The sequence below is a fragment of the Thermogemmatispora sp. genome (genome assembly GCF_019683635.1).
Taxonomy (GTDB): domain Bacteria; phylum Chloroflexota; class Ktedonobacteria; order Ktedonobacterales; family Ktedonobacteraceae; genus Thermogemmatispora.
Genome location: NZ_JADGIA010000106.1, coordinates 1 through 17852, shown reverse-complemented (window position 1 = coordinate 17852; position 17852 = coordinate 1). Strand labels below are relative to the sequence as shown.

The 17852-nt window shown below is 57.4% G+C and carries 12 protein-coding genes; all 12 read left to right on the top strand.

Translation table 11 applies throughout. The annotated features are described in order from the left end of the window. Positions 1 to 191: sugar transferase (locus IRZ31_RS12795; RefSeq protein WP_297154249.1), on the top strand; the 191-nt coding region annotated here is incomplete at its 5' end. Positions 192 to 444: 253 nt separating this feature from the next. Continuing rightward, positions 445 to 2499: a P-loop NTPase gene (locus IRZ31_RS12790; RefSeq protein ID WP_297154247.1), complete on the top strand. Its 2055-nt coding sequence runs from the start codon at positions 445 to 447 to the stop codon at positions 2497 to 2499. A gap of 5 nt (positions 2500 to 2504) precedes the next feature. After that, the gene (locus IRZ31_RS12785; protein WP_297154245.1) at positions 2505 to 4025 is read left to right on the top strand and encodes an O-antigen ligase family protein; all 1521 of its coding nucleotides are present in this window, start codon (positions 2505 to 2507) and stop codon (positions 4023 to 4025) included. A gap of 47 nt (positions 4026 to 4072) precedes the next feature. Further along, on the top strand, positions 4073 to 6316 hold the full coding sequence (locus IRZ31_RS12780; RefSeq protein ID WP_297154243.1) for a glycosyltransferase: 2244 nt from the start codon (positions 4073 to 4075) through the stop codon (positions 6314 to 6316). Next, the gene (locus tag IRZ31_RS12775; RefSeq protein ID WP_297154241.1) at positions 6313 to 7959 is read left to right on the top strand and encodes an oligosaccharide flippase family protein; all 1647 of its coding nucleotides are present in this window, start codon (positions 6313 to 6315) and stop codon (positions 7957 to 7959) included. The genes IRZ31_RS12780 and IRZ31_RS12775 overlap by 4 nt, the downstream gene beginning before the upstream one ends. Beyond that, positions 7956 to 9224 (top strand): glycosyltransferase family 4 protein, encoded by a 1269-nt coding sequence (locus tag IRZ31_RS12770; protein WP_297154238.1) that lies wholly within the window; start codon positions 7956 to 7958, stop codon positions 9222 to 9224. Before IRZ31_RS12775 ends, IRZ31_RS12770 begins: the two co-directional genes overlap by 4 nt. Beyond that, entirely contained in the window at positions 9221 to 10477 is a 1257-nt protein-coding gene (locus IRZ31_RS12765) for a glycosyltransferase (protein WP_297154237.1), read from the top strand. Before IRZ31_RS12770 ends, IRZ31_RS12765 begins: the two co-directional genes overlap by 4 nt. Before the next feature lie 54 nt (positions 10478 to 10531). After that, entirely contained in the window at positions 10532 to 11263 is a 732-nt protein-coding gene (locus IRZ31_RS12760) for a hypothetical protein (RefSeq protein ID WP_297154235.1), read from the top strand. 95 nt (positions 11264 to 11358) lie between these two features. Beyond that, positions 11359 to 12504 carry a hypothetical protein gene (locus IRZ31_RS12755; RefSeq protein ID WP_297154233.1) on the top strand — a complete coding sequence of 382 codons (1146 nt, stop codon included), beginning with the start codon at positions 11359 to 11361 and terminating at the stop codon, positions 12502 to 12504. Positions 12505 to 12882: 378 nt separating this feature from the next. Continuing rightward, positions 12883 to 14928: a non-ribosomal peptide synthetase gene (locus IRZ31_RS12750; RefSeq protein ID WP_297154231.1), complete on the top strand. Its 2046-nt coding sequence runs from the start codon at positions 12883 to 12885 to the stop codon at positions 14926 to 14928. A gap of 133 nt (positions 14929 to 15061) precedes the next feature. Then, a complete protein-coding gene (locus tag IRZ31_RS12745; protein ID WP_297154229.1) occupies positions 15062 to 16309 on the top strand; it encodes a cytochrome P450 in 1248 nt (415 codons plus the stop codon). 10 nt (positions 16310 to 16319) lie between these two features. Further along, the coding region (locus tag IRZ31_RS12740) for a condensation domain-containing protein (protein ID WP_297154227.1) at positions 16320 to 17852 on the top strand (1533 nt) is incomplete at its 3' end.

Below are 17852 nucleotides of genomic sequence, written 5' to 3'. Positions count from 1 at the left end.
GCTGCCGGCTGAGTGTTCCCCCGGGCCTGACAGGCTGGGCTCAGGTCAAGTATCACTATACTTTTACAAGTCAGCAGGCGCTGGAAAAGCTACAATATGATCTCTATTATATCAAACATCAATCATATATGATAGACATTCTAATTCTTTTGAGAACGATTATTGAAGTGATCAAATTGCGCGGTGTCTAAGTGCTTCAGATGTTAAGAGCCAGCACTCTGGTGCAGCAACCTCTGCACGAAAGGAGGCAGGCAGATAGCCCGGTGCTTCTGGGAAGAAGAGGAATCAGTCCTGGCCCAGCCCGGCACCGAATCTGCTCATGCGGGGAACAGGACCTTCTTACCACTCTTTCCCCAGAAGTTTACAATTCTCAGCCAGGATCGATACATATAACAATGAAAGCAAAGACAGGGCAAAGGTATCTGCAAGAGAGGAACACCTAGAATGACGATTGCTCAGTACGCAGCCGTGCTAGCCAAGCGCTGGTGGCTGGTTGCCATCTGCTGCATGGCGGTCGGCATCGGGGCCCTGATCGCCAGCAAGCTGATGACTCCCCTCTACCAGGCGTCGGTCCTCATGCAAGTCACCGTTCGCACGGGTAACAATTTGGCTGACTATAATAATCTTTTGGCCAGCGACCAGCTCGTCGATACCGAGGCGACACTGGTCACGAGCCAGCCAGTCCTGACAGAAGTGGCTTCCCATTATCCAGGCCTGAGCGCTTCCACTCTGGCCACGCGTGTCTCCACTACCACAGAGACAAATACACAGCTGTTCAAGATCTCTGTCCTGGATGAAAGTCCAACGCGGGCCGCAGCCCTGGCTAATGATATAGCTCAGACATTTATTAAGCAACAAGATGCCGCTATCCAGCAAGACAATCAACGTTCTCAACAGCAGCTACAACAAGAGCTTAGTTCTACAGAACAACAAATCAACAGCGTTAGCAATCAGATCAGCAAAATTGAGAGTGCCACTAATGACCAGCAGCAGATCAGTATGCTGCAAGCCCGGCTCAAAGCCCTGCAGGACCGCTATTCCCAGGTTCAAGATGCCCTTGTTCAACTGGAGTTGACCGAAGCGGAAAACGGGAATTTCCTGCGTGTTGTCCAGCAGGCCTCTCCCCCAACCAGCCCAGCTCAGCCGCGTATCCTACTCAACACCGGGGCAGGACTAGTAACTGGCCTCCTCATCGGCGTGCTACTAGCGCTGCTCCTGGAACAGCTTGATACACGGGTGCGCACCGGCGAGCTGCTGGCTCAGCTCTTCGGCTACCCTGTTCTCGCGACCGTCTGGCGAGTGCGCTCCTCGGAGGAGAAAGAGGTCTTTAACCCCAAGGAGCATGCTGGCCTCATTGAATCCTATCGCATCCTCCGCACGAATATCGGTTTCTGCTCTATTGATACACCTGTCAACTATCTCTTAATCACCAGCTCTGTGCCGGGAGAGGGCAAGAGCACGGTCGCCGCGAATCTGGCTATTTTTATGGCTAAGGCGGGGAAGCGTACCCTGCTTGTGGATGCAGACATGCGCCGCCCAATGCTGCATCGCCTCTTTGGGGTCTCCGCTGCCGAAGCCGGCCTGAGCAGCGCTATTATGGCCATGAGTCAGTCATCCACGACGCCCCTGCCAAGCGTCTCGTCTTCACGCAAGCGCCCAACCGAGCAGGGAGGCATTCTCGATAGCTTCCTCTATGAGACCAGTACTGCTAATCTCTGGCTGATGCCAGCCGGGCATCTCCCTCCAAATCCGCCCGAGTTGTTGGATTCGCAGGCCATGCGCAACCTGCTATCAAACCTGGCGGATTACTATTTCGATATCGTGATCTTCGATGCACCGCCGCTGTTAGGCCTGGCCGATGCCAGTATCCTGGCGTCACGAGTCGATAGCGCCCTCTTAGTGGTCGACATCACGCGCGCTCGGAAAGAGCACATCCGACAGGCGCGTGCCCTTCTGCGCCAGACAGGCGTACGCATCATCGGTTGTGTCATCAATAAGCAGCAACAGCAGCGCGGTAGTATTACCCCTTACTACTACCAGGCAGCAGGCGATGAGTCCAGTGAAGAGGTAGGAGCGGCACTAGCAAGCAACCGATGGGGACAGGAACACCAGCAGGCCGTGCTGACGGGAAGAGAGCACTCTCCAGCTGCAGCAAGGGGAGTAAATCAACCACCTGCACCACAGCCGACAGGGATGCCTGCAACGGCTAGCCAGCAGCGCACCGGGTCAAGTCAGTCACTAACGGAGCCAGCCACTCCTGCTCAGGTCCAGCGGGTCATGACCCCCGCGACGGGGATCGGATCAGGGTCGGAAGGGAAAAGCCCGCCTGTCCCAGCTCGCCCTCGCCTGACACGCGAGCGTCCCGGCAGTCCCAACGCTCCAGCGGAGGCAATCGAAGGACCAGCTCCACGTCCAGGACAGCGTGGCTCCGATATCACTGAACTGAAAACGCTGGAGATGCCTTCAATAGAACCGCATAGACAGCGCGGAGAGCGATAAGGGCTATGAGCATCGTTCAGAAGACAACCCAGCGATCAATATCAAGCGAGCGTGGACGGAGGGAGCTGATCGCTCCCTCCACAGGGCTTGCTGCTCTCCTTATCGGGGCCTTGATCCTGGTGGGCATGTTGGAAGTGTTCGCTCCTTTACTCGTCGGGACAGTCATTCCTTCCACCAGTGTGACCCGCCAGGCCGCTTCGATGTCAACAGCCTTGATCGCCGGCCTGCTATTTTTAGTCTTGCTGCTTTACCTGCGCTGCGATGAGATTCTGGCGGTGGCCGTTGCCCTGATTCATCTCTACCTTGATTTCTATATGTCCCTCATCGCGACAGCTCAGCTGCTGGCGCTCGTTCTTTTGCTAGTGTTCTTCCTCGGTCGCTCACAGCAGCGTCCTTGGGCCGAACCTCGTCCACTCTGGCTCTGGCTCCTCTTTTTGGGCCTGACTTTCTTTCCCTCCCTACGCGGAGCCACAAATTTGGATGATGCTCTCTTCTATTATCCGAATGTCATCGCTGGTTCCTTCCTTTTCTTCTGGCTGGGTCTGAACACGGCACGCGATCTGAAAAGCCTCTGGTTGGTCTTGGAATTGCTGGCAGCCTTTGGCGCTTTGATCGCTGCTCATACGATTGTAATCGCGCTGACAGGTAAATTTCTCCTGGGCACCTCCCTCCATGACCCATTCCTGAAGAGCGTTTCGAATTTCACTCTTGGCGATACCGGCGTACAACGCGTAGGGGGCTTCTTTATAGACCCGAACTGGAATGGGACCTTCTTCGCCTTCGTTCTCTTCATTCCTCTGGGCCTCTATGCGCACAGTCGCTCTTGGCTCCCCCGCCTGCTCTACCTGGGTGAGGCACTACTGATTGGACCTGCGCTGCTATTCACATTTAGCGGTGGCGCCTGGGTAGCTGCCTGTTGCGGCCTGATCTTCTTCTTGCTCTTCGTGGACAGCTGGAAGCTACGCCTGCAGATCGCTCTGAGCATCTTTCTCGTCTCACTCATCTTAATTCTTTTCTTCTTCGATCAGCTCCAGCTCCTGTTCGCCCATCTGACAGGCCAGGGAGAGCTATCGCTGCGCCTGGGAGCCTGGGAAACGGCGTTGAATGTGATCATGGCCTATCCGCTCACAGGCGTGGGTTTCGGCTTGAGCATCTATATGCAGGTCTCAGACCCCTATCGCTCTCCACTTCAGTATGTGCCGTTGGCTCATCCCCACGATTCCTATCTGGAATTTGGTGCGATGGGCGGCCTGCCGGTCCTAGCAGTCTTTCTCGCACTCTTGATCTGCTACCTGTGGAAGTCTTGGCGCACCTGGCGTCTCTGCGATCAGCGCCATCGCGCACTGCTTGCCGGTGGCCTGGCTGCCGTTGGAGCGCTATGCATCAATAGTATCAGCATCAATGGCTGGACTTTGCCACCCCTGGCCTGCTTCGGTTGGCTGATGTTGGGCCTGCTCTCTTCTCCTCTGCTCCTGGCTAGCCTGGCCCCCACTTCCGCTATGACGGATACGCCCATGCGCGATTAATATATCTGATCTCTTCTAACTGACAGATGCATTTCTGGAGAAAATCAATGTCTATCTCTTATGAATATGAAAAAGTGCGTAGTGGTAGTGAGCGTCAGGAAGGCGGCTGGCCTCAGCAGCCCGGCCCCTATCCTGCGGCGGTTCTAGAGCTTTGTCTAAGCCTGAGCAATTCGCTGGCCGCCAGTACGACCGCCTTACAAACAGCCTGGCGCGCTCTGGACCATTGGAATCGCTATCTAGAGAGCGGCGATCGCCAGGAAGGGAATCTCTTCCTTGAGGAGGCCAGGCACCTGCTCGCTTTGGAGCAGCCTCTCGGCAATGGAGCTGGCGGCTGGCTGCTAGTCTCGACTCGACCCGGTGGCAGGCCGGCGCTTTGCCTCTCCGCCCCTATGCAGAGCTGCGCCCTGGCCGTCTTACTGCGCGCTCTGAGTATGACTGGCGATCAGGCTTATGCACTGGCGCTGGAGCGCTGTCTGGAGACTTTCCGTCGCGATATCCTGGATGGAGGTATTTGCTCCCCTCTCTATGCAGACGGGGTCTTTTTTGAGGAGCTGGCGCTTTATCCGGCGACCCACAGCTTCAACGGTATGGTTCTGGCCTTGCTCAGCCTCCATGAACTGATACAGTATTGGCCCGCCTGCGATGAGACAAGTCGACAGCTTTTCCAGCAAGCTCTTACTACCTTTGAGCAGAGTTTAAGTGAGTTCTCCGGGCCTTTTTGGCCCTATCGTGACCTGGCGCGCCATCTGGCAACGCCCCAGGAGCTAACTCTCCAGATTGCTTTGCTGGATGCCCTGGCGACCTCGACGAAGAGCGAGGTTTGTGCCCGCGCCCTCCAGCGCTGGCGACGCTATGCGAGAAGCTGGCAGTGCCGCCTGCGCTACCGCTGGTGGCATATCCGGCATTCCTTGAATGCACGTCTCTGGCGTTGCTGGCAACCACGCCTTTTTCCACGCCCGGTGGCCTCCTCCAATCAGTTGCGCGTCTGTGTCCCTCTCCCGGCTTTTCCAGCCATCGGCGGGGTGCTCACGGTCCTGGAAGGCATTGAGGAGGCCATGCAGGGTCATTGGAGGATGGAATATCTCACACGAGCCATTACTGACCAGGAGACCGGTAGGTACATAATCCATCGCTTTGGCCGCTCCTGGATGGGCGCCTCCCATTTCCCATTCGTCTGGTTCTATGTCTTGACCGGCGCCGCCAAGCTGTTTGCCTTGCTGCGCCAGGGGACAGCTTTTGACCTTGTACTGCCGCAGGATGCGGTCTTCTCTGCCTTGCTCTCCGCCCCACTGGGACGTCTGGCCGGTGCACGCGTGGTTTGTATTGATCATGGTCATTTGACGCTGCTCCAGGAAGATATTCATCCACTACACCTGGCCGAGCGCAGGCGTCTGCTCGCCCACCGTAGCCGCCTACGCCGCTTTATCGGGCGTGTGCAGGAGTGGTGCTACTGGCCCTCCTATCGCCTGATGCTCCGCTTAGCAGCCCGATGTGTTGACCAGTACCTGGTGCCAGGTGTGGCGGGCGATGGCGTGGAGACGATGGCAGCACGCTTCGGCATCCCTGCCAGCCGCGTGGTGCGCTTCGCCAGCATGATCAATATCGAGCGCTATCCAGTGCCTTCCGAGGAGGAGCGCGCGCGTCGCCGCCAAGAACATGGGCTAAGGCAGGACGATATGGTTGTGGCCATCGCCTGCCGCCTCACGCCAGAGAAAGGCCTTGATCTCGCGCTGGCCAGCCTGGCCCGCGCTCTGGAGCATTTACAGCCAAGCGCCCGAGCTAAGGTGCGCCTGATCATCGCCGGCGATGGACCTCTGCGCCCGGAGCTTGAGCAGACGATCGATCAGCTCCAGCTCCAGGAGCATTGTGCCCTCTGGGGCGAGCTGTCTGCGCCTGAGATTGCCCGTCTCCTTTCGATCAGCGATATTTTTCTCTACACCAGTACCCGCGGTGCTTGCTTCTCAATGGCCGTACTGGAGGCAATGGCCGCAGGCTGCGCAGTGATCGCTTCAACTCGTCCGCCCTCGAATGCGCTGCTGCTCTCCGAGGGACGCGGCATTGCAGTAAGACCAGCTGATATAGAGGAGACCGCCAGCGCGCTCGTACGCTTGCTTGCCAATCCTGCTCTCTGCCACCAGATGGGTCAGGCAGCCCGGGCCTATATTGCCGATCGGCACAGTCCCGAGGCTTTCCGGCGGGTCCTGCTCCGGGCCTCTGGCTGGGCAGATCTGGAGCAGATCATTACAGAAACAGTGGCTCGTACCGGCCTAGAGGGGGAAGTTGAGGATTGAAGCCAACAACACCACAGCCCTACCCAGCCTACCCGGGGCCGCAATATCCACAGTTTGCGCCAAGCTATCAGCCGGCGCCAGCGGTGCAGGTCGCTCGACCAGTGCAGCCGGCCCAGCCAACAACTCCAGGGCCCAGTACTCCAGCGCCAGCCCACGAGAAGCGCAATGACTATGTAGGTCAGCTGCGCACTCTGCTCAAGAGCAGTGGGATCTATGCCCTTTCCTCTTTGGCTGGGCCGCTGACCTCGTTGGTGCTGGCTCCTTTTCTGACGCATGCACTCTCGCGCGACGAGTACGGTGCTCTCTCCGTGCTGCTCTCAGCTATCTCGCTGATCGCTGGCATCACTCAGCTCGGCCTGGGGAATGCTTTTTTTCGCGCCTATGGCTACGACTATGAATCGCGCAGCGAGCGCCTGCGCGTGCTCTCGACACTGGTGGGGCTTCTGCTGGCGATCTCGATTGTGGCCACCCTGGCCATGTCGTTAGGCGCAGCCTTCATTGCCTTGCTCCTCTTCCAGTCAGCCCTTCTGACAGCGCCAGTGCAGGCAGCAGCTCTGGTGGTGCTGCTGCAGAATTTGAGCGTGCCGGGCCTGGCCTGGCTGCGAGCGGAGAACCGTCCTGCGCTCTATGCGACACTTTCGATCGCTAATCTGCTCGTGGGCCTTGTCGCAACCTTGCTCTACGTGGGACCCATGCATCTGGGCATGACCGGGGCCTTGCTAGGCACAGCCAGCGGTTATGCCATCGTCGTCTTCGGCATATTGCCCGTGATCCTCTGGGAAGCGGGCCTGACCTTCGACCGAGAGATGGCGCGCAATATGTTGTCTTTCGGCGTACCACTGGTAGCAAGCTTCGTGTCCGTCTGGGTGCTGCAGCTCTCAGATCGCTATCTACTGAGCCGCTTTGGCTCTCTGGCCGAAACCGCCAGCTACTCGATTGCCTATACGCTGGGCAACGTCCTGGGCGTGTTGGTTATCTCACCTTTCAACCTGGCCTGGCCGACGACGATGTTCTCTGTAGCTCGTCGCCGCGATGCACCACAGATCTTCAGACTGATCTTCCGCTGGTTCAGTGTGGTCCTTTTGCTGGCCGCCTTTGGCCTCTCACTGGCCGGGAAGTTTTTGCTAGAGGTTCTCTTCCCCGCCAGCTACCAGGGAGCCTCGCCTGTGGTCTCATTAGTGGCCATGTCTATGGTCTTTTACGGCATTTACAACGTCTTCAATGTGGGAATATCGATCAAGAGAAGAACATGGTACGCAGTAGTTCTGACAGCAGAGGCAGCTATCTTTAACGTGGTGTTGAATGTGGTACTCATTCCCCTCAGTGGCGCACTAGGCGCGGCCCTCTCAACGCTGCTGGCCTACGCTTTTCTCTCGTTCCTCGCTTATCTGGTGAACAACCAGATGTATCCAGTGCCCTTCGAGATCGGCTTCTTTCTCTGCGTGCTGGCCATCGGGATCGCCCTCTACTTCATCGCGGCGTTCCTCGCCCAAGGTCTCGATCCGCTGAGCAGCGCCGTTCTTTACGGGCTGGCCTGGCTGGCCTACGCCGTCATTCTGCTGGTACTGGCTCGTCTGCCACTACAGCAGCTTGCTCGCCTGCGCCATTCCATTCCCGGAAGGAGAGTGAAAGGAAGCCTATGACTACGGTATCTGAAGCCCCAGCTGTGGCTGTTGACCTCACGCCGCTTTTTCAGGGACAGCGCGTTGTCATGCTCAGGTTTGCTCCAGCCATCGGCGATGCCCGTCTATGGCGTACCGCCACTGCTCTGAAGGAGGCAGGTCTGCAGGTCACAATCGTGGACGTTGTCGGGTCACACACCTCTCCCCGCGAGGAGATTCACCAGGGGATCAGGCTGAAACATCTTCTCATGCCCGCCTGGTTTACTCCAACGCGCTTTAAGCCCTGGTTCCTGGTGAAGCTGCTCCGCATTAATCTATTAAGTATTCTCTATCTTCTTCGGGAAGAGGCAGACATCTATCATTCATTTGTGGAGCATGCATTACCAGCCACCTTTGTGGCAGCCAGACTGCGACACAAGCCCCTGATCTTCGATTCACCTGAACTGCCACTGTCTGATCGAGCAGTCCAGCATTGGCCTCGCCTCCTGGCAATTGCGCGTCGTGTGCTGCGCTATCTCATTCGACACAGCCAGGGGGTAATCGCTGTCTCACCGCCTATCGCCTCCTTCATCGAGCGCGAGTACGGCGGCCAGCGTGTCACGCTCCTGCGCAATGTACCACCTTACCAGCAGGTCGAGCGCAGCAACATTTTACGAGAAAAATTAGGTTTATCAAATGACACCCGCATTGCGCTCTATCAGGGAAATTTGCAGGAAAATCGCGGCCTCGATCTGCTCGTGCGGGCCGCTCCATTTCTAGAGTCAGACGTCGTGATTGTCATGCTTGGGGCCGCCCGCGAGCCAATACAACAGAAACTGCAGCAGCTAATCGCCGAGCTTGGGGTAGAGGAGCGGGTGAAACTGCTGCCGCCCGTTCCCTACGAGGAACTTCTCAGCTGGACTGCTTCAGCCGATCTCGGTCTGACTCTGCTTCCCTCTGATTACTCGCTGAGTATCCGCTACTGCCTGCCCAACAAATTCTTTGAGTACTTGATGGCCGGACTTCCCGTGCTCAGCTCTCAGCTGGATGTAATCGCCGAGCTGATTCAGACCCACCAATTGGGAGTGGTTGAGCCGTCGCGAGACCCAGCCACCGTTGCCGCCACTATCAATCGGGTCATCCACGACCAGGAGGCTCTGGAACGCATGCGCCGGCACGCTCTGGAAATTGCGCGCCGCGAGTTCAACTGGAACCGTGAGCAATTTCATCTGTTTGAACTCTATCAGGCGCTGCTGCCAGCAAGCCCGGCCAGCGCGTCAGCGCCACAGCAGGAGGAATCGCGTTGACAGAGTTGTTAGCCAGCCAGCGCCTCAACAAGGCCGCCGAGGCTTCAAGCGGAGAGCGACCGGGAGGGTTACCCTCCCTACGGGTCTGTATGCATGTACTGGGCCAGGGGAAGAGCGATGTACGAGTAATGCGGGCCGCCACCGCGCTCAGCGCCGCCGGGTGTCATGTCAGCGTGGTCGATTTGGAGCCGCAAGAGCAACCTGCTCGTGAGCAAGTCCAAGGCATTGCTCTGCAGCATGTACGACTGGCCCCCGAGTTCTTCTCATCTCGTTTCAAGCGTCGCGCCCTACTGCGAGCTGCCTCTCTCTTCATGCGCGGTACGTGGCAGGTGCTAAGCACAGACGCGGATGTTTATCACGCTCACGACGTTGCCGCTTTACCAGCCTGCTACCTGGCCTCGCGCCTGCGCCGGAAACGGCTGGTCTTTGAGGCTCACGAAATGCCTCTGGAGGAGCATCCCCTCTCTTCGATGAGCCGGGGTCGGCGCTTGCTTCACCATCTGCTGACCCTGCTCATGAAGGGCATGATTCCAGCCAGCGATGGCGTGATCACGGTCTCCCCACCAATTGTCGAGGAGCTTCAGCGTCGCTACCGGATCAAACGCCTGGCACTGGTACGCAATATCCCTCCCTATCAGCAGGTGGCACCTAGCAAACGGCTGCACGAGGCCCTTGGCCTTGCACCTCAGATCCGCCTCGCTCTTTATCAGGGACGCCTCCAGGCCAACCGCTCGCTGGATCTTCTGGTCAAGGCCGCCCGCTATCTTGATCCCGAGATTGTGATCGTGCTCCTAGGGAAAGGGTTGGGCAACGCCGCAGAGGAGCTGGAACGGTTGATTGCGGCAGAGCAGGTCAGCGACCGCGTGAAGCTCTTGCCGGCAGTACCTTACGCCGAACTGTTGAGTTGGACAGCCTCGGCAGACCTGGGCTTACTGGTCGCCTCGCCCGACTATTCGTTGAATGTGCGGATGTTTCTGCCCAATAAGCTGTTCGAGTACATTATGGCCGGCGTACCCGTTCTGACCTCGGCCCTGCCTGCGGTAGTGGAGCTGGTGCAGACTTACGGCCTGGGCGAGGTGGTTAGCGAGCTTACCCCTCAAGCCATCGCCAGGGCCATTAACGGGATGTTCGCCCGCCCACAGACACTGGCCACCATGCGCCAGAATGCTCTCAAGGCGGCCTCCTCCGATCTGCATTGGGAGAAGGAACAGGAAAACTTACTGCAACTCTACCAGCAGATCAGCAAACGGTGAAAGCGAAAGACTATCAAGCCTATCCATTTCATACTAGAAGTAGGTAGAAGAGCAGTGGAAGACTTTACTTTACAAAGCTATCGTCAACTCCTCTCGGCCTTTGCCAGCCGAGGCTACCGTTGCTCGCTTTTTGATGCTCTTGAAGAGCGGCTGGCAAGCGGCGAGCGGATACTTCTTCTGAGACACGATATCGATATCAGCTTAAAAGCAGCACTGGAGATTGCTCGGGTCGAACACGAGTTAGGCTTCCAGGCCACGTATTTTGTGATGCTGTCCTCTCCATTCTATAATGTACTTAGCACAGAAAATGCTCGTCTTCTGGAGCAGATTCATAACTATGGACATGACATCGCCCTTCACATTGATCTACAGGATTATCACGGTCAGCGTCTTGATGTTGCTCACGAAATAGAGATCCTGGCCTACTTCTACCCCTATGTCAAGCGGGATATCGCCAGCGTCCACAGTCCGCGCACGCTCTCCAGCATTCCGGTAGAAGAGGCCAGGCCGATCTATAGGGTCTACCATTTAGCTCAGCGGGGCGACCTTGCCTATATCAGTGATTCAACAGGGCGCTGGCGCTATGGTCATCCGCTGCAGTCAGCCGCTTTTCGTGAAGGGAAGGCGATTCAGCTCCTGACACACCCCATTTGGTGGGTGGCCGAGGGAGGAACACCCAGGCAGAAGCTGGAAAGCTGGCTCTATCGCAGCTACGAGGGAAACCTGGAATTGGCCAAAACCTTTCTGCCCAAGCTTTTTGGCCAACAGGAGGTCGAGACGGCTTAGTCATCGGCGAGGAGATCTCAAGAGCAGCGAGGCCGGGTCGGTCGCCGTTCTGGCATGGCCATTGCGCCGGAAGTCTAGCAGGGAGCGACAGACGTATGAAGCAGGTGTATCGATGGCAGAAGCGCGCCTTTTTGCTGCTCAGCGTGTCGGTTGTAGCCATCTTGGTAGGAGCAGGCTGGCTGCTACATCCCTGGTGGGTAATTACCAACTCGCCACTGGTTTCTCAGCTGACAACCAGCAGTCCGCGCTTCTCCGGTTCCAGCGGACAGGAGAGCCGCTTCAAGGACCTGCACCTGATCGGCGGCTTCACCGTTGGAACCCCCGCCGAGGTAGCTGAGGCTGCCGCCTTGGGGATGCGGGTTGTCTTTGAGTACGGCGATCCTCCTTCGCCTGAGAGCCAACTAGGGCAGGCGCTGCAGGCTGCTCATATGCAGGTCATCGATGGCTATATCTCTAGCTATCTGCAGTATTACGAGTGCCACCGCACAAAGACGGTCAAACCACCACCGCCTGGTGCTCATCCTTACTGCGGACGGGACTCCGTGCCGATTCCGAGTGAAGAGGCTTTGCTCCAGCTTGTCAGACGGCATCTCGAAGAGACCCAGTCCAATCCGCTCATTCTGGGTTACTGGGTGCTCGATGACTGGGTGCTGTGGGACCCCGGCAGCGCCCGTGAGCTGTTAATCAAGTTTCACGACTTGATCCAGCAATACACGCCACAGCGCCCAGCCATCTGCGGCTTTGGCGCCTCGCCTCCTTCAGGTTTTGATACCGGCTGGCACGATGAGGTGGCGGCTAACTTCACTCCCGAGGGCTGCGACATGATCGGTCTCTACATCTTCACGGTCCTGCAAGCCAAGGAAGATGCCTCAGCCAGCCGCTATGACTGGTCGATGCGCAGCACTCTGAATGCTATGTTCACTAGCCTGCAGAAACGAGGCTGGAACTACACCCAGACACCGCTGATTGGGATCGCCCAGGCTTTCGGCGGCCCCTCGACGCGCGCAGGCTTGAGCTGGCCCCTGCCAAGCACTGCCGATATTGTCCAGCAAAGCCAGAGCTTCTGCCAGCATGGAGCTACCGGCATCGCTTATTACGGCTGGGACGCCAATCTCTACAGTTCGCAGACCCAAACACCCGCCAATAATCGCGCTATTCAGGAGGGCATCCGTCAGGGTATTGCCGCCTGTCAGCACATTTGGAGTACAGCGGAACAGGGGACTCCCCCGGCAATGGATTAGGTCCGCCAGAAAGCGGTCATCAATGCCGACAAAGACGGCTATCATATTCAGCTAAAAAAGCCATCCCAGAGGAGCTTCCCAGCCATTAGAGCAGTATACTGTTATCTGACGTTCTTCTTTCCAACTCATTTGAAGACACATTCGCTCATACTCACTGCCTGAACAGGGAGCCTGGTAGATAGGGAGGAGAGTAAGCAGAGTTGAAGCACTTCAGAGTAGCTACAGCCACAACGGATTCAGAGACTTTTCAAAAGACGTGCCCTCAAGGGTGCTGTCTGTCTACGCTTAATCAGCAGGCTGTCCTGATCATAGCCTCCTCCCGGGAGAGGCAATAAGGATATGATTTATTTATTTATTTAGTAGGAGCAGACTATTCATATGGATCTTCAGCAAGAAGAGCTGCACAGTAGCAAACTCTCTGCGCTAGCAATGGTGGCTAGAGGTGTAATCGAGGAGAATCCCGGTCGTCTCCTGGCGAGCGAAGCAGAACAGCCACCCAGCCTCTGGGTCGCAGTTAGACGAGAGTATCCGCGCGATGTCTGCATACCGGCTCTTGTTGCTCAGCAGGCGCGCGAGCGCCCGCAAGCTCCGGCAGTAGTGACAGCGGGGACTACTTTGAGCTATCAAGAGCTAAACAAGCGAGCCAATCAGCTGGCTCATCATCTCCGAGCGCTGGGGGTCTATCCGGGTGTTCCTGTTGGCCTCTATCTGGAGCGCTCACCAGAGATGGTAGTGGGGCTGCTGGCTATACTCAAAGCTGGTGGTGCCTATTTGCCACTTGACCCGTCTTATCCACACGAGCGCGTATGCTTTATGCTGGAGGACGCTCAGGCTCCAGTATTAGTCACAACTTCTCCTCTGGCCCGCCAGCTTGAGCAGGAAGCTGCGATCCCTAGCAGGCAGCATGTCTATTTAGATCAGGATGCCGTCAAGCTGGCAGCCCAGCCGACGGGAGAGATTGAGGAACAACAGGCCACAGCAGCCGATCTGGCCTACGTGATCTATACCTCGGGTTCAACCGGGCGTCCCAAGGGCGTGGAGGTCACCCATGATAGCCTGCTGAATTTGATCTTCTGGCACCAGCGGGCCTTTTCCGTGAGCGCTGCCGATAGGGCCAGCCAGGTGACCAGTCCAGCTTTCGATGCAACCGGCTGGGAGCTTTGGCCTTATCTGACATGCGGCGCAGCTGTCTATTTGCCTGCTGATGAGCTTCGTCTCTCCGCACCAGCCCTGCGTGATTGGTTGGTTGAGCAGGCAATCACCATCGCTTTCGTACCAACGCCGCTGGCCGAACGTTTGATCCAGCTCCCGTGGCCTCGCGAAACTGCCCTGCGCTTCTTGCTGACGGGAGCCGATACGCTCCACCGCTATCCGCAGCCTGGCCTGCCCTTCACGCTGGTGAATAACTACGGGCCGACCGAGGCCACGGTTGTAGCGACCTCCGGCCCTGTGCCACCAGTGAGCGAGCCGTCGGCAGAGCCTCCATCTATCGGCTGGGCGATTGACAATACGTCGGTTTACATTCTCGATGAAGCGCTCCGCCCTGTGCCCTGGGGCACACCAGGCGAGTTGTATATCGGCGGCCAGGGAGTGGCTCGCGGTTATCGAGGACGCCCAGAGCTGACAGCTGAGCGTTTTCTCCCTGATCCATTTGCTCAACAGCCTGGGGCCCGGATGTATCGCACGGGCGATCGGGCGCGCTTCTTGTCAGATGGCCAGATCGCGTTCCTGGGTCGCCTGGATACTCAGGTCAAGATTCGAGGTTATCGTATCGAACTGGATGAGATTGCCACGGTGCTCAATCAGCAGCCGGGAATCGCTGCCAGCGTCGTTATTGCTCGCGAGGAGCTACCTGGTGAGAAGCAACTCGTAGCCTATGTGGTCACCTCGCCAGAAGCGCGTCCCACACCCTCTCAGCTACGTACGGCGCTCGCTAAGCAGTTGCCCAATTACATGCTTCCCACGATCTTTGTCCGTCTGGAAGCCCTGCCACTGACTGCACATGGCAAGATCGATCGGGCGGCGTTACCTCCGCCTGAAGCTAGCGAGATCCTGTCAGAAGCTCTAGAGACAGGAGAGGCAGACATGGAAAACCTGGCTACCCTGCCTGCGACAGACGAGGCTGCGGCCCCAGCCAACGCAATCGAGCAACAGGTGGCCGAGGTAGTCTGCTCGCTGCTGGGGCGCCCAGCAATCGATGTTAACGCCAACTTCTTTATGCTCGGTGGTCACTCCCTGCTTGGGGCCCAGCTCATCTTGCGCCTGACCGAGCTGTTCGGAGTGCAGATTTCGCTGCATACGCTGTTTACCGCATCGACAGTACGTCAGCTTGCCGCTTGTATCGAGCAGCTCCTGCTTGAGCGCCTGGCCACTATGAGTGAGCAGGAAGCCTACAGCTTGCTAGAGCAGCTGCAGAACAGGTGAAACAAGGAGAGAAGCGTGTAACGCGCCGTGCTGGCTGCCAGAATATGGGGGAGAGAGCAGCCAGCATGGTTTGCGACTGAAAGAAGAAGAAACGGTCAGTCTTGTTGCTGGACAAGAGGAGCCCAAGACAATTATGCAGGAACCGAGGTCGGTGACGCCGCCACAGCGGCAGGAGCCACCGCTAAGTCTGTATCATCTACTTGATCCAGAGATTCTGGCAAATCCTTATCCACTCTACCACCGCCTGCGCCGCGAGGACCCTGTTCACTGGGACCCCTTTTTACACGCCTGGGTAGTGACGCGCTATGCCGATGTCATCACGGTCTTTCAGCGTTTTTCTGCCCAGCGCACGCCAACCCCTGAGCAGCTAGAAGCAATGGGAATGCAGGCGTTGGCTCCTTTGGCCCGCGTAATGGTGAAGCAGATGCTGTTTCTGGACCCGCCAGCCCATACGCGGGTGCGCAGTCTGGCAGCGAAGGCTTTTACTCCTCGCCGCGTGGCCGTGCTGCGCGAGCATATCCGCGACATTGCTAACAGCTTGCTCGACCGCGTTCAGGCCCAGGGACACATGGACGTGATCGCGGACCTGGCTTATCCTTTACCAGCGATCGTAACTGCAGAGATGCTGGGGGTGCCTACGGAGGATTGGCAGCAGTTAACAGCCTGGTCAGCTGATTTCGCGCAGGTGCTCGGGAATTTTCAACATAACCCGGACCGGGTGGCTCAGGTAATTCGCAGCCTCAATGAGATGACCGCCTATTTCCGCACAGCCATCAGGGAAATCGAGCGCCATCCGCGCGAGGGCTTGATCCATGCATTCTTGACCGCCGAGATCGATGGCGATCGCCTGAGCGAGGAGGAGATTATCGCCAATACGATTATTACGATGGTGGGAGGGCAGGAGACAACGACCAATCTGATCGGGAATGGCGTGCTGAGCTTACTGCGCCACCCGGATCAGCTTGCTTTGCTGCGCGCAGATCTCTCACTGATCCCATCGGCAGTGGAGGAGTTGCTGCGCTACGAGAGTCCCAGCCAGCATACGGCTCGTCTGGCCCCCGAGGATACGGAACTGGGTGGGAAAAAGATTCGGAAGCGCGATGCCGTGATCGCGGTTATGGGTGCTGCCAACCGCGATCCAGAACGCTTCCCCGATCCCGACCGCCTCAATATTCGACGTGAGGACAATCGCCATGTGGCCTTCGCCTGGGGCAGTCATTTCTGCTTCGGGGCAGCTCTGGCGCGTATTGAGGGTCAACTTGCTATCGAGCTGATTGTGAGCCGCCTGCCCGGCCTACGGCTGGAGCCAGGTCCGCTTGTCTGGCGTGAGAATCTCGGCCTGCGTGGCCTCAAAAGTTTGCCGGTATCTTGGGAAAGGTGAGAGGTGAACGATGAGCGAGAAGCACTCTGTGGAGGATGTACGACAACTACTGCTAGAGCAGCTGCGTCAGAAGAAATTGGTCGGCGAACCTCTGGCCCAGAGGCTGCTCACACCGCTTCCCCGACATGAGCGAGGACAGATTGTGCCACTCTCGTTTGGACAGCAGCAACTGTGGTTTCTCTCTCGCCTGGCCAAGGAGCCAGTCTATAACGAGTGCGTGACTGTCCACCTGCCAGGCTCGCTAGACCGCAAAGTATTCGAGCGCAGCTTTAACGAGTTTATCAGACGCCACGAGATCTGGCGCACGAGCTTTCCCGAAAAGAATGGGCAGCCCTTTCAAAAGATCCATCCCTTCGAGCCGCTTGAATTGCCTTTTGTAGATCTGCGGCATCTTCCTCCAGAAGAGCGAGAGAAGGAGGCTCAACGCCTGGCTGCGGAGCAAGCTCGCCTTCCTTTTGATTTGGCAAACGGTCCCCTTTTGCGCGGTTTACTGATTCAATTCGATGATAAGCTTCATCGACTCTATTTGACTTTACATCATATCATTTTCGATGGAATCACTCTCTACCAGGTCTTTTTGCCAGAACTGTGGGCACTCTATGAGGCGTTTTGCGCTGATCGCTCCTCACCTCTGCCGGAGCCAGCTTATCAGTACGCCGACTACGCTCTCTGGCAACAGACTTCTGTCAATCAGAGCTTACTTGATCGGCAGCTCGCTTATTGGCGAGAGGCGCTTGCAGGGGCACCGGCGTTGATTAATCTGCCTACGGATTTCTCAAGGCCGCCAGCTCAAAGTTTCCGCGGGGGAATGGTACCTTTTGCTTTGAGCAGGGAATTAACCGAGGCCATCAAGAGGTTGGCGCGCGAGGAAGGTATGACGCTTTATATGGTCCTGATGGCCTCTCTCCAGCTCTTGTTGTATCGCTATACGCAGCAGGAGGAGGTTGTGGTCGGAGCAGTCCTGGGAAGCCGCGAACAACGTCCCGAGTTTGCCAGGATGCCAGGATATTTTTTGAATACGCTCCCGCTCTCTTGCAAGTTGACAGGCAGTTCGAGCTTCCGCTCGCTATTGCAGCAGGTGCGAGAGAGAGTAATAGGAGCAATTACTCATCAGGATATACCTTTCAGCTATCTGGTGGAGCAGCTGCAGGTGGAGCGCTCTGCGGCCTGGAACCCACTGTTCCAGGTGGCGCTGACGCTTGAGCCACAGCTGCCAGCGCTGCCTTCGGGCTGGACGATCACGCAGATGGATGTGAGTGCGGGGGCATCTAAGTTTGATCTTTCGCTGGAGGTGGATGACCGACCCGATGGGAGATTGATCGGGCGCTTTGAGTATAGCAGCGATTTGTTTGAAGAGCAGACCATCGCCCGCCTGGCGCGCCACTGGCAAACCCTGCTCTCCTCGCTCGTCTCCGATCCCTCCTGCTCCCTCTCCTCTCTCCCCCTCCTCTCTCCCGAGGAGCGCCACCAGCTCCTCGTCTCCTTCAGCTCCTCTCCCCAAACCCTTCCTCCTTCCCCCGTTCCTGCCATCCACCTCCTCTTC